General features: G+C 69.1%; 12 protein-coding genes. 6 read left to right on the forward strand and 6 right to left on the reverse strand.

Annotated elements, in window-relative coordinates; genetic code table 11:
• Nucleotides 1-16: 16 nt before the first annotated feature.
• Entirely contained in the window at nucleotides 17-1,201 is a 1,185-nt protein-coding gene (locus A8G18_RS09270) for a thiolase family protein (RefSeq protein WP_064063634.1), read from the reverse strand.
• Nucleotides 1,202-1,394: 193 nt separating this feature from the next.
• Complete coding sequence (locus tag A8G18_RS09275; protein ID WP_084421635.1) at nucleotides 1,395-2,288, reverse strand: hypothetical protein; 894 nt, start codon at nucleotides 2,286-2,288, stop codon at nucleotides 1,395-1,397.
• A 319-nt stretch (nucleotides 2,289-2,607) separates the two neighbouring features.
• Between A8G18_RS09275 and A8G18_RS09280 the strand changes: the two genes are divergently transcribed.
• Nucleotides 2,608-2,904: a chorismate mutase gene (locus A8G18_RS09280; RefSeq protein WP_016934680.1), complete on the forward strand. Its 297-nt coding sequence runs from the start codon at nucleotides 2,608-2,610 to the stop codon at nucleotides 2,902-2,904.
• Between the two features lie 233 nt (nucleotides 2,905-3,137).
• Here the strand turns inward: A8G18_RS09280 and A8G18_RS09285 are convergent, their stop codons facing one another.
• Nucleotides 3,138-4,562, reverse strand: coding sequence for an aldehyde dehydrogenase family protein (locus A8G18_RS09285; RefSeq protein ID WP_064063635.1), 1,425 nt, complete (start codon nucleotides 4,560-4,562; stop codon nucleotides 3,138-3,140).
• A 205-nt stretch (nucleotides 4,563-4,767) separates the two neighbouring features.
• Between A8G18_RS09285 and A8G18_RS09290 the strand changes: the two genes are divergently transcribed.
• The 4 genes from A8G18_RS09290 (at nucleotide 4,768) to A8G18_RS09305 (ending at nucleotide 8,959) form a co-directional block, all read left to right on the forward strand.
• Nucleotides 4,768-6,810 (forward strand): elongation factor G-like protein EF-G2, encoded by a 2,043-nt coding sequence (locus A8G18_RS09290; RefSeq protein ID WP_064063650.1) that lies wholly within the window; start codon nucleotides 4,768-4,770, stop codon nucleotides 6,808-6,810.
• Nucleotides 6,811-6,934: 124 nt separating this feature from the next.
• A complete protein-coding gene (locus tag A8G18_RS09295; RefSeq protein WP_064063636.1) occupies nucleotides 6,935-7,843 on the forward strand; it encodes an IS5 family transposase in 909 nt (302 codons plus the stop codon).
• Between the two features lie 50 nt (nucleotides 7,844-7,893).
• Nucleotides 7,894-8,685 carry a PIG-L deacetylase family protein gene (locus tag A8G18_RS09300; RefSeq protein ID WP_064063651.1) on the forward strand — a complete coding sequence of 264 codons (792 nt, stop codon included), beginning with the start codon at nucleotides 7,894-7,896 and terminating at the stop codon, nucleotides 8,683-8,685.
• A gap of 79 nt (nucleotides 8,686-8,764) precedes the next feature.
• Nucleotides 8,765-8,959 carry a hypothetical protein gene (locus tag A8G18_RS09305; protein WP_064063637.1) on the forward strand — a complete coding sequence of 65 codons (195 nt, stop codon included), beginning with the start codon at nucleotides 8,765-8,767 and terminating at the stop codon, nucleotides 8,957-8,959.
• Nucleotides 8,960-8,966: 7 nt separating this feature from the next.
• On the opposite strand, the gene A8G18_RS09310 is transcribed toward A8G18_RS09305, so the two are convergent.
• Complete coding sequence (locus tag A8G18_RS09310) at nucleotides 8,967-10,097, reverse strand: iron-containing alcohol dehydrogenase (RefSeq protein WP_064063652.1); 1,131 nt, start codon at nucleotides 10,095-10,097, stop codon at nucleotides 8,967-8,969.
• Between the two features lie 115 nt (nucleotides 10,098-10,212).
• Nucleotides 10,213-11,193, reverse strand: a complete 981-nt coding sequence (locus A8G18_RS09315; RefSeq protein WP_064063638.1) for an ADP-ribosylglycohydrolase family protein — start codon at nucleotides 11,191-11,193, stop codon at nucleotides 10,213-10,215.
• 61 nt (nucleotides 11,194-11,254) lie between these two features.
• Here A8G18_RS09315 and A8G18_RS09320 point away from each other — a divergent pair, with 61 nt between their 5' ends.
• The gene (locus A8G18_RS09320) at nucleotides 11,255-11,920 is read left to right on the forward strand and encodes an NUDIX hydrolase (RefSeq protein ID WP_064063639.1); all 666 of its coding nucleotides are present in this window, start codon (nucleotides 11,255-11,257) and stop codon (nucleotides 11,918-11,920) included.
• A 4-nt stretch (nucleotides 11,921-11,924) separates the two neighbouring features.
• On the opposite strand, the gene A8G18_RS09325 is transcribed toward A8G18_RS09320, so the two are convergent.
• A partial coding sequence (locus A8G18_RS09325; RefSeq protein ID WP_167352081.1) for a pseudouridine-5'-phosphate glycosidase occupies nucleotides 11,925-12,336 on the reverse strand: 412 nt, incomplete at its 5' end.

Raw genomic sequence — 12,336 nt, forward strand, 5'->3', positions numbered from 1 at the left:
CTGAGAAGGTGCCGGATCAGGACACGCGACGCAGCAGCGCTGCGAGTGCCTGTCCGCCACCGATGCACATGGTGACGACGCCGAGCTCGAGGTCGCGTCGGATCAGGTCCTTGGCGACGCGCAGCGTGAGGATCGCGCCGGTCGCGCCGACCGGGTGCCCCAGGGCGATGGCACCGCCGTAGGGGTTGGTCTTCTCCGGGTCGAGCTTGGCGTCGCGCGCCACCGCGAGGGCCTGCGAGGCGAAGGCCTCGTTGAGCTCGACGGTGTCGATGTCGGCCGGGGTCAGACCGTTCTGCTCGAACAGCTTCACCAGGGCGAGAGTGGGTGCGTAGCCCATCAACTCGGGTTCCATCGCCGCGGTGACGACGGACTCGAGCACGACCGAGCCGGCAAGGCCGCGTTCGCGGGCCACCGATTCTCGGGCGAGGACGAGGGCGGCCGCGCCGTCGTTGATGCCGGAGGCGTTACCGGCGGTGACGGTGCCGTCCTTGATGAACGCCGAACGCAGCTTGCCGAGCACCTCGAGGGTGGTGTCGGGCTTGGGATGCTCGTCCTCGGTCACGGTGACCGGCTTGCGGCCACCGATCTCGACCGGGGTGATCTCCTCGGCGAAGACGGCCTTCGCCGCATCGGTGGCGGCGCGCCGCTGCGATTCGAGGGCGAACTCGTCCTGCTGCTCACGGCTGACGCCGTACTCGCGGGCGACGTTCTCGGCGGTGACGCCCATGTGCAGTCCGCTGAACGGATCGGTGAGCATCCCGACGGTGCCGTCGACGAGCTCGCGGTTGCCGAGCTTGTAACCGCTGCGGGCACCGAAGTCGTAGAACGGCATGCGGGACATGCTCTCGTCGCCGCCGGCGACGGTGATCTCGGCAGCACCCCAACGGATCTCCTGGGCGGCGGACCACACGGCCTGCAGTCCGGATCCGCACAACCGGTTGACGGTCAGGGCCGGGGTGGAGACGGGCAGTCCGGCGGCGAGGGTCACGCGACGGGCGTTGTAGGCGTCGGCTCCGACTTGCCCGATGCAGCCCATGACGACCTCGTCGATGTCCTCACCCGCGACATCCGCACGCCGCAGCGCCTCGCGCACCGCGGTGGCGCCGAGTTCGTGGGCGGGTACGTCCTTCAGGGCGCCACCGAAGCTGCCGACGGGGGTGCGTGCGCCGTCGACGATGACGATGCGTTCCGGAGCGGTCATTTCTCGTCCAATCTGGTCGAACACCTGGGGTCCACACGCCGGCACCGGCCGAGCGCACGGCTCTTCGAGAGGCTGGCCCTCCCGAAGGGTCCGATTCATGCTACGGCACCGAGTGCCGCAGTCTCGTGGGCTCGAACGCGCGCTGCTGGAACAGGTGCGGAAACGCCATTCTACAGGAGGAGCTACGTTGTTTTCACGCGTCGTCCGCAGCGAACGGGGGACCCGCCGCGAGACGATCCGCGGCCGCCGGCGTGCCCAGCTCGCGGCGGTGCCGGGGGTGCTCCACGTAGAACTCGAGGAAGCGGTACAACTGCACGGGGTCGACGGCCAGATACCGTGAGTCCAGCTCGATCCGGGGCTCCTGCGGCAATCGCTCGAAACGGAACACACGACTGGTCCGCCGGCGCGCCCACGCCGCCGACTCGTGCCCCTCGATCCAGATCACCGGGACCCCCCGGTCGACCGCCCGGAGCCCCCGCACCGACACCCAGGGCAGGTAGGACTCCACGAACCAGCAGCGCAGCCTGATGCCGTCGGGTCCGAGAACGAGCGATCCGGCCCGGATGCGCCCGAGTGCCACCTCGGCGAGGAAGGTCAGGCACACCCCGGCGACGAGTGCCAGCGCCACCGCCACCACGGGAAGCCCGTCGTTCCCCACCACGATCTCCACGGCCGCCCCGAGCGAAAGGAAGGCGCCGCACACCACCATCGCGAGCAGCAGACCGAAGACGACGTGGCGTCCTCCGATCTCGGTACTCCCGCGACCCGCCGCGTCGACATGCCTCACCCGGGGTCTGCGCCCCGGTGGCGACCAGAAGGCAGCGCCGAAGGCCGCCGTCAGCAACATCAGCACCGCCAGGATCGAATAGAAGCGGTCGGCGCCCACCGAGCCGGCGCGCCACACACCTACTCCGCGGGTCGCGGCGAAGACCGACACGAGCACGGCCGCACCGGCCGCTGCGTATACACGCAGAGTATGTGCGCCGTGCCGCCATTCGCTCGGCGGTTCGGTATCGGATGTCCGTTCGGTGTCCGAAGTCGCAGCCTCCGTGCCGCGCCCACCCCACGGGACAACAGGTCGTTGCATCGGTCTCCCCTCCCGGTGTACCGAGGAGCCTCGACGCTCTCGGCCGTGCCGGTCGGCCGGAACGCTACCTCGAGCGGCCGATCGGATGCGGACCCTCCGGGCGCTCCGCCACGACCGGGCACGCGAGTTGGCACCGGCCGGTGTGACGATTAACATACCCCCCGGTCATCACCGTGTTATTCCAGGTCACGGCTGTTTTTGGAGGGACGGGACGCGTATGGGGGAAGCTGGCGAGAATATTTCCCTACGTGTCGGTAACACCTACAGGCGAGATCGCGACACAATCTGTGACGATTCAGACGAGACCGGAGGAGTCTGCATGACTGTCCAGCTTGATTCGCCTGGCATCGCGTCCGTCGGCGAAGCTTCGTCGGCCGCGGCAGAGCTCGGCGAGCTCTTCGAGCAGATCAGGGAGCTCGACGCCCAGTTGCTCGCGGTGATCAAGCGGCGTTCCGAACTCGTTCAGCGCGTCGGAGCATCGGCCAAGGGCACCGACGCGAGCCGCGAGGCACAGTCCGAGGAAATGGCCGTCCTCGGACGGTTCGACGAACTCGGCGCCGACGGAAGCACGCTCGCCATGACGCTGCTGCGCCTCGGCCGCACCCGCAAGGCCTGAGACCCACCCCGACGGCCCCCGCACCACACGGAGCGGGGGCCGTCGGCGTACCCGCCCCGTCCGCCGATTCGAGTCACGCCGGTCGCAGACGTGGACGCACCCTGCCTGTCGGAGGTCCCGGTATCAGACAGGAGCAGTATGCATCTCGGGCTCACTGCGAAGCGGGCCGTCGACCGGTCCCCGAACGACACAGCACCGGCCGGAGCGACTCCGGCCGGTACTGTGCACTTCCGTCAGCGCAGGATCGTCTTGATCTCCAGGAACTCCTCGAGCCCGAAGACACCCGCTTCGCGTCCGATACCCGACTGCTTGTAACCACCGAAAGGTGCGTCGGTGTTGAAGGCGCCACCGTTGACGTAGACCTGACCGGTGCGCATGCGGCGGGCCACGGCCTCCGCTCGCGCCGGGTCGGCCGACCACACGCCGCCCGACAGGCCGTAGTCGCTGGCGTTGGCGATGCGCACGGCGTCGTCCTCGTCCCGGTAACCGATGATCGACAGCACCGGACCGAAGATCTCCTCACGAGCGATCGTCATCTCCGGCGCGACGTTCGTGAAGACGGTCGGCCCGACGAAGTAGCCGGTGGAGAACTCGGTCTCGCGCCCGTCGAGCACCAGTTCGGCCCCCTCCTCGACCCCCTTGTCGATGTACGACTTCACCCGTGCCTGCTGCGTACCGCTGACGAGCGGGCCGAGCTTCGACGACGGATCGTCGGGCAGTCCGACGGTGTAGGCCCGCGCGACCTGCTCGGCGATGGCGGTGGCCTCCGGCAGACGGTCGGCGGGGACGAGCATGCGGGTCAGCGCGGTGCAGGTCTGGCCGGAGTTGAGGAAGCACTTGCCGACACCCTCGGTGACAGCGGCGGTGAGGTCGGCGTCGTCGAGGATGATGTTGGCCGACTTGCCGCCGAGTTCGAGCGCCACCTTCTTCACCGTCTCGGCCGCGACGACCGAGACCCGCTTGCCGGCGCGCGTCGACCCCGTGAACGACACCATGTCGACATCGGGGTGGGCGGCGATGGCCTCGCCGACGACCGGTCCGTAACCACTGACGACGTTGAGCACACCCGGCGGCAGCCCGGCCTCGTCGACGATGTCGACGAGGGCGTAGGTCACGAGCGGCGCGACCTCCGTGGGCTTGAGCACCACGGTGCATCCTGCCGCGAGCGCGGCGAACACCTTCAGCACCACCTGGCGCAGCGGATAGTTCCACGGGGTGATCGCCCCGACGACCCCGATGGGTTCGCGGACGACCAGGGCGTTGCCGATCTCCCGGTCGTCGAAGTCGTAGTTTCCGGCCAGCGACGCGTAGGCCGCGATGTTCTTCAGCGGCATCCCGACCTGGATGACGCGTGCGAGGTGCGCGGGCATCCCCAGGTCCTGCGAGACGACGGCCGTGAGTTCGTCGGCGCGCTCGTTCGCCAGGGAGGAGACCTTCTCCAGGTAGGCGGCGCGTGATGTACCGCTGAGCGCGGACCAGGCCGGGAATGCTTGCTTCGCCGCGGCGACGGCCCGATCGACATCGGAGGCGACACCCTCGGCAACAACAGCGACGACCTCCTCGGTCGCCGGGTTCACGACCTCGATCCGGCCGGTGCCGTCGGAATCGACCCATTGCCCGTCGATGTAGATCTTCGTGCGGTCGAGAATGTCCGTCATCTCGGTCTCCCTGCTCGTAGGACGCCCTTGCGCGAGGGTAACGAAGACCACACCGCAATGCGGGGTCGATCTCGTCGAGCCCGAAGGCGTGCGGCGGCTCGGTCGCCGGTGGCGTGGCGAGCCTCGAGCGCGTGTTGCCAACCTCCCCGGAGGGACGATCGGAATGCCCTAGACTGTGCTGCAGGTCACACGAGGGAGTAGCTCGATGCCCGATCGCTCCGCAGCACGCAGCCGGCAGGCACCGACCGCCGACAGTCCCGACCGGATCCGCAACGTTGCCCTGGTGGGGTGCAGCGGATCCGGGAAGACCACCCTCGCCGAATCCCTCGCCGTGGCAGCGGGCGCCGTCGGGCGTGCCGGGCGCGTGGCCGAGGGCACGACGGTGTCCGACTACGAGGAGATCGAACAGCGGCACCGCCGGTCGGTGCAGCTGTCCGTGGTGCCCCTCGAATGGAACGGCATCAAGATCAACCTGATCGACACGCCCGGCCACCCCGACTTCGACGCGGAGGTCCGCGCGGGTCTGCATGCGGCCGACGCGGCGATCTTCGTCGTCTCCGCCACCGATCCGATCAGCGCCGCGACCCGCGCCCTCTGGCGTGAGTGCGACGACGAGGCCGTTCCTCGCGCGATCGTGGTGAACAAACTCGATGTCGCCCGGCACGGCTACGACGACATGCTCTCGGACTGCCACGATGCCTTCGGGCTGGGGCCCGACACCCTGCGGGCCCTGTTCTATCCCGTCTACGACGGCGACCGCCCGATCGGATCGATGGGGCTGCTGACGGGCCGCAACTACGGCGAACCGGGCCCGTGCCCGGTCTCCACCGAGGCACGGGAAAGCCTGGTGGAGGCCATCTCCGGCCAGGACGACACGCTCATGGAGCGGTTCATCGCCGGCGAGCAACTCGACACCGCCTCCCTGCAGGAAGGGCTCACCCGCGAGATCCTGGCCTGCACCCTGCACCCGGCCGTCCCCGCGGACGAGACGGGTATCGGGTCCGTCGAACTGCTCGAATTGATCACCACCGGCTTCCCTGCCCCGACACACCGCGGTCGCGGGGCACCGCCGTGCGACCCGGAAGGTCCGCTCACAGCGCAGGTCGTGCGCGTGGCCGGCGACTCCTATGTGGGCCGGATCAGCCTGGTGCGCGTGTACTCCGGCACGCTCCGGCCCGACACGATCGTGGCGCTGGCCGACAGCGACCGCGACAGCCGCGAACGCATCCCTGCCCTGACGAGCCCGTTCGGCAAACAGCAACGCCCGGTCGGTGAGGCGGTCGCGGGAGACATCGTCTCCGTCGGGAAACTCGCAACGGCGCAACCCGGAGACGTCCTGCACGACCCCGACCGTCCGGTCTCGCTCGACCGGTGGCCGACCCCGACACCGCTGCTGCCCGTCGCGATCGAAGCGCACACCCGCACCGACGACGACAAACTGTCCCAGGCCCTCTCGCGACTGGCCGCCGAGGATCCGGCGCTGCGCGTCGAGCAGAATCCCGAGACCCACCAGCTCGTGTTGTGGTGCACGGGTGAGGCACACTCGGAGCTGGTCCTCGAACGGCTGCGTACCCGGCACGGTGTGCAGGTCGACACGGTCGAGCATCGGGTGCCGCTGAAGGAAACCTTCGCCGCCTCAGCGAAAGGTCACGGCCGGCTCGTCAAACAGTCCGGCGGACACGGTCAGTACGCCGTCGTCGACGTCGAGGTCGAGCCGTTGCCGGTGGGGAGCGGTGTCGTCTTCGCCGAGCGGGTGGTCGGCGGTGCGGTTCCACGTCAGTTCATCCCGTCCGTGGAGAAGGGCGTGTACGCACAGGCGGAGAAGGGGGTGACGACGGGATATCCGCTCGTCGACGTGCAGGTCACCCTGGTCGACGGTAAAGCCCACTCGGTGGATTCGTCCGACGCGGCCTTCCAGGCGGCAGCGGGACTCGCCCTGCGGGACGCGGCCTCGCACAGCACGGTTCGAGTGCTCGAGCCGGTCGCTGCCGTACGGGTGATCGTGCCCGAGGAGTTCCTCGGAGCCGTCCTGGGCGATCTGTCCGCCCGGCGCGGCCGGGTACTCGGCACCGAATCACCGGCACCGGGAATCGCACTGCTGCGCGCGGAGGTTCCCGAACTCGAACTCGGCCGCTATCCGGTGGAACTGCGGTCCATCACGCAGGGCACCGCCGACTTCGCGCGCCAGTACCTGCGGCACGAGCCGATGCCCGAGAACCTCGCCGCCCGATACGGGGGGTCGGACTAGGCCGTGTTTCGAAAGTGATCTTGAACCGAGATGGTGCCAGCAGGAGTGTCGCAACAACTGAATGAGTGAAGTCTCCGGTATCGGGGTTTAGCGACCAAGCAAAACCTTGAATACCGGAGACCTCGTGCCCAGCGTAGCCGTCCAGCGGCGCGCGGACCTGACCGACGCCCAGTGGGCGCGGTTGGCGCCGCTGCTGCCCTGTCCACAGAAGACCGGCCGTCCACCGAAATGGACGAAACGCCAGCTCATCGACGGAATCAGGTGGCGCATCCGCACCGGCGCACCGTGGCGGGAGATGCCGACACGATATGGACCGTGGCAGACGGTCTACGGACTGTTCCGCCGGTGGCAACGCGCCGGGGTGTGGACGCAGATCCTGACCGCGTTGCAGGCCCTGGCCGACGCTGCCGGTGAGATCACGTGGGACGTGAGCGTCGACTCGACGATCGCACGGGCCCACCAGCACGCCGCTGGAGCCCGCAAAGACGGTGATCTCCAGCGTGAGCCACCCGGCGGGGTCGAGACCGAACCGGACGACCACGCCTTGGGTCGTTCGCGGGGCGGGTGGACCACCAAGGCGCATCTGGCCTGCGAACAGGGCCGCAAGCCCTTGTCGATCGTGATTACCGCCGGTCAATACGGGGACAGCCCGCAGTTCACGACGGTTCTCGCTGCGATCGAGGTGCCTCGCCTCGGTGGTGGCCGGGCTCGGACGCGACCGGATCGAGTGTTGGCGGACAAGGCGTACAGCAGCGCTGCCAATCGCGCTCACCTGCGTAAACGCGGGATTCGGGCGACGATTCCGGTCAAGTCGGATCAGGTGGAACATCGCCGACGCAGAGGATCGGCCGGCGGTAGGCCGCCGGAGTTCGATCCCGCACTCTACAAGCAGCGGCATGCTGTCGAGTGCGGGATCAACCTGCTCAAGCAGAATCGTGCTGTGGCAACGAGATACGACAAGCTCGCGGTCCGTTACACAGCGGTGGTGCGTATCGCTGCGATCAATATGTGGTTGCGGAGCGCTTGCTTATGAAACAGGGCCTAGCCGCCACACCTTCCGGACAACGTGCCAGCATGAACGCCATGAGCGTTCTGCTGTGCTTCCACGCGCACCCCGACGACGAGGTGTTCCTCACCGGCGGCGTGATGCGCCTGGCCGCCGACGCCGGACACCGGGTCGTGCTCGTCGTCGCCACCGACGGAGCCCGCGGTGAGTATCCCGACGGACTGCTCGCACCCGGCGAATCTCTCGCCGCACGGCGCACGAAGGAACTCGAAGAGTCCGCTCGCGCGCTGGGTGCCGCCCGGGTGGTGTCCTTCGGCTACGGCGATTCGGGGATGGCCGGCACGAGCGGCAACCAGGACCCCGACGCCTTCGCGAACGCCGATCCGGGCGAGGCGGGAGCACGGCTGGCCGCGGTGATCGAGCAGGAACGCGCCGATGTCGTCACCATCTACGACGCGCACGGCGGATACGGCCATCCCGACCACATCCAGGTCCACCGCGCCGGGGTCCACGCCGAACGCATGACCGGGCACGACACCGTCTACGAGGCCTCGACGAACCGGGATCACCTGAAGCGGCTGTTCTCGGCGCTGCCGGACGCACCGGACGATGTGCGGCCTCCGGACCTCGAGACCTTCGGTCTGCCGGAGTCGGAACTGACCACCGCGGTGGATGTGTCGACGGCGCTGGACGCCAAACGCGCGGCGATGGTCGGTTACGAATCGCAGATCGGCGACTTCGGACCGATGCTGACCATGCCCGAGGAACATCTGCGGGCCGCGTTCGGTGTCGAATGGTTCCGGCGACGCGGTGGTGCGCCCGGTCTGCGGGAGACCGGTCTCCCGCTCCGACCGCCGACATCGACGTGAGCAGAACCGTTGCAGCCGTTTGATCGTCCCGACGCTCGGGTACCGCTCCCCTGCACCTACGAACGAAGGACGGACGTCGATGGACAACGCCCCCAAGCACGGCTCCGGCCGCCCCGAGGACAACGACGACCTCACCGGCCGGAAGATCGAGAACCTCGTCGACAAGCTCGAACAGAAGGTCGAGAACGAACGCGAGGAGGAAGGCGCGGCCGGCAGCATCTCGGACCGGGTGAAGACGGAGAAGGTCGAGCCCGACGATCAGGCCCCCGAGTGAGCCGCGTTCAGCCGTAGATCCGTGCGTAGAGCTCGCGGATCTCGTCGGCCGTCGGGATCCTGGGGTTGTTGTTCGGAGATCCCGACGCCAGTGCCTGCTCGGCCATGACCGGGACCCGCTCGTCCCAGGTCCGCCTGTCGATGCCGTAGGACTTGGGCGTGGGCACCTCCACGTCGCGGCACAGTTCTTTCAGCGCGACGAGCAGATCGGCAGCGGCCGTCGCGTCCGAAGCGTCCGCCGACGTCGCGCCGAGAGCGCGGGCACATTCGGCGTAACGGGGTTCGGCCGCATCCACCGAGAACTCGGTGACCGCCGGGAACAGCATCGCGTTCGACAGGCCGTGCGCGACGTGGAAGTGCGCCCCGATCGGCCGGCTCATGCCGTGCACGAGCGCGACGCTGGAGTTGGAGAATGCGATCCCGGCCTGCGTGGCGGCCAGCATCATCTGCTCGCGCGCCGCGGCATCCTGTCCGTCCGCGTAGACGCGCCGCAGCACCCGTCCGATGGTGCCGATCGCGACGAGCGCGAGACCGTCGGAGAACGGGTTCGCCTTCCTGCTGACGTAGGCCTCGATGGCGTGGGTGAGTGCGTCCACGCCGGTGTCCGCGGTCAGCCGCGGGGGCATCGTCATGGTGAGCCGGTAGTCGACGATCGCCGCGACCGGCAGGAAGGCCAGGCCGGGGCACAGCATCTTCTCGTCGGTCTCGCTGTCGCTGATGACTGTGAACTGCGTTGCCTCGGAGCCACTTCCCGCCGTGGTGGGCACGGCGATCACCGGTAACGCCGGACCGGTGTTGTCGCGCGGCGCCTTGTAGTCGCGCATGTGCCCGCCCTGCCGGGCGAGCAGGCCCAGCGCCTTCGCGGTGTCCATCGGGCTCCCCCCGCCGAACCCGATCACGCAGTCGGCGTCGTGCTCGGCGACCGCCGCGACACCCGCGTCGAGTGAGGCGGTGGTGGGGTCGGGCACGGTGTCGGCGAAGACCGCGGGGTGCAGTCCGGCGGCGTCGAGCTGCGCGACCATCCGATCCACCGCACCCGTACCGACCAGGAACTTGTCGGTCACCACCAGGGGCCGGGCGAGCCCGAGTCCGGCGACGACCTCCCCGATCTCGGCGACGGCACCTCCGCCGACGCGCATGATGCGTGGAAGTGCGATGGAAGCCACGTGCGATCCCCCTCGAATATCCGGCCGACAGGTCGTGTCTACCGCATCACAGTCGCGAGCGGAGGCATCCGGCGGATCTCGGGGAGTCTCAGCTCTCGACGACCCGCAACCGTGCGCCGTGTTCGCCGGAGCCCTTCCGTGCGGTGAGCAGCCCGAGGCGCTCGAGGTCGTCCGCGCGGTAACCGGGCCACCCGTGCAGCATGCGACGCCACCGCTCCGGAACCGCGGACGCACCCCAGCGTGCGCCCAGCAGTCCGCCCGCGATGGCCGCGACCGTGTCGGTGTCGTTGCCGGCGCGCACGGCGAGTTCGAGTGCCTCCGGCAGGTGTCCGGGGCCGTCGGTGCGGGCGTGTGTGATAGCCCACCACGCGGTCTGCAGGGCGTGGACGACCCAGCCGTTGTTGTCGAACACGCGGGGGCTCGGCGCGGCCTCGGCCTCCTCGAGCAACACCGTCCACCGCTGCTCGGCAGGTCGCGGCAGGTGGGACAACACGATCCGCACCCCGTCGAAGGTGCCGTGGAGGACGGCGTGACGGATCGCGAACGACCACAGGCGGCACGCTTCGGATGCCTGCTCGTCCGCGTGGGTGAGGCTGCTGATCGCATGGGCCGCGGCCAGGCACCGCTCGGCGTCGTCGAGGAAGGCGAGCCCGACGGGTGCGGTGCGCATGAGCGATCCGTTACCGCCGGTGCGTCCCGGGAGGCTGCGGGCGCGCGCCGTCATGCCGGCGGCGGTGGGGCCCGCCTCGCGCAGGACGGCACGCGTCTGGTTGCCGATGTCCTTGGGGTCGGTGGCGTACCAGCGGAGGAACTGCGCCGCGACCGCGTCGAGTCCGGCACCCTGTCCGATGTCGACGCCGGTCGCCGAGACCTCGGCGATGGCGAGGGCCATGGAGGTGTCGTCGGTCCACTCGCCGGGCGCGAACGGCCCGAGTCCGCCGCCGATCATGTCGACGGGCGTGGTGGCCGTCGGATACGTGAATTCGTATCCCGCCCCGAGTGCGTCACCTGCTGCGGTGGCGAGCAGGACTCCGGCGGCCCGGTCGTTCTGTGCTGCGGTCGTTTCCATGAACCCCTCAATTCGATCAAGTCTGCGCTAAAGTTAGCGCATCAATGATTGAATGTCCACCATGGGCACACCGACCGATTCGACCGGCAGGTCGCTCACCGACTACCCGCGCCCCTCGGTGGCCGTGGACGTCGCGGTCCTCACCGTCGACGAAGTCCTGAAGGTGCTGGTCGTCGAACGTCCCGAGGGCAGCTTCGCCCTGCCGGGCACCTTCCTGCACCCCGGCGAGCGACTCGCCGAAGCCGCCGAACGCGCCTTGCGCGACAAGGCCGGGCTCACGGGCGTCGACTTCCACCAGCTGGCCATGCTCGACGATCCCGAGCGCGACGACCGCGGATGGGTGCTGTCGATGGCCCACGGCGCCGCAGTGCCGGTCGCCGAAATCCCCGCCGAGGCGCATCTCGTGCCGACGACCGAGACCACCGGCCTCGCCTTCGACCATGCCGAGATCGTCGACCTGGCCGTCGCCGACCTGCGTCGCCGGTACTCCGCCGCAGTCGACCCCGGCAACTTCCTCGGCGAGCAGTTCACCGTGCTCGACCTGCGGATGCTGTACGAAACCGTCTATGCCCGCAGCTATCCCAAGGACACCTTCCGCCGGCACCTGCTGCACGGCCTCGAACCCACCGGCGAACTGCGCAGGGAGGGCACAGGTCGCCCCGCCGAGATCTACCGCCGGCGCGACACTCCCCTGCCGTCGTCCACCGCCGCCTTCCTGCTGCAGTGACGCCTCAGGCCACCAGCGCGAGCGCGATCTCGGCGGCTACAGCGACATTCCCGCGATAGACCGCGACATTCGTCTCGAGCGAGCGCCCCTCGGTGGCCCGATGCATGTGGTCGAGCAGGAACGGGGTGAGCGCCTTACCGCGCATCCCGGTCTCAACGGCCGCGCGCTCGGCCTCCGCGAGCACCCGGTCGTGCAGTTCCGGATCGATCTGCGCCTCGGCCGCCACCGGATTCCCCACGAGCACCGCCGAGCGCAGTCCCAGCCCGTCCCGCGCCCGCGCCACCTCCGCGGCCTGTTGTGCCGACTCCACCGCGTCGACGTCGCAACCGCTGTCGCGCACGTAGAAACCGGGGAAGCGCGGGGTTCGGTAGCCGACCACGATCACCCCGAGCGTCTCGAGCCGTTCGAGTGTCGCG

The organism is Rhodococcus gordoniae (assembly GCF_001646655.1).
Lineage (GTDB): Bacteria > Actinomycetota > Actinomycetes > Mycobacteriales > Mycobacteriaceae > Rhodococcus > Rhodococcus gordoniae.

Excerpts from the sequence above, each read along its gene's own strand:
- A8G18_RS09270 (WP_064063634.1), bottom strand. The coding sequence starts at position 1,201 with ATGACCGCTCCGGAACGCATCGTCATCGTCGACGGCGCACGCACCCCC.
- A8G18_RS09275 (WP_084421635.1), bottom strand. The coding sequence starts at position 2,288 with ATGCAACGACCTGTTGTCCCGTGGGGTGGGCGCGGCACGGAGGCTGCG.
- A8G18_RS09280 (WP_016934680.1), top strand. The coding sequence starts at position 2,608 with ATGACTGTCCAGCTTGATTCGCCTGGCATCGCGTCCGTCGGCGAAGCT.
- A8G18_RS09285 (WP_064063635.1), bottom strand. The coding sequence starts at position 4,562 with ATGACGGACATTCTCGACCGCACGAAGATCTACATCGACGGGCAATGG.
- A8G18_RS09290 (WP_064063650.1), top strand. The coding sequence starts at position 4,768 with ATGCCCGATCGCTCCGCAGCACGCAGCCGGCAGGCACCGACCGCCGAC.
- A8G18_RS09300 (WP_064063651.1), top strand. The coding sequence starts at position 7,894 with ATGAGCGTTCTGCTGTGCTTCCACGCGCACCCCGACGACGAGGTGTTC.
- A8G18_RS09305 (WP_064063637.1), top strand. The coding sequence starts at position 8,765 with ATGGACAACGCCCCCAAGCACGGCTCCGGCCGCCCCGAGGACAACGAC.
- A8G18_RS09310 (WP_064063652.1), bottom strand. The coding sequence starts at position 10,097 with ATGCGCGTCGGCGGAGGTGCCGTCGCCGAGATCGGGGAGGTCGTCGCC.
- A8G18_RS09315 (WP_064063638.1), bottom strand. The coding sequence starts at position 11,193 with ATGGAAACGACCGCAGCACAGAACGACCGGGCCGCCGGAGTCCTGCTC.
- A8G18_RS09320 (WP_064063639.1), top strand. The coding sequence starts at position 11,255 with ATGGGCACACCGACCGATTCGACCGGCAGGTCGCTCACCGACTACCCG.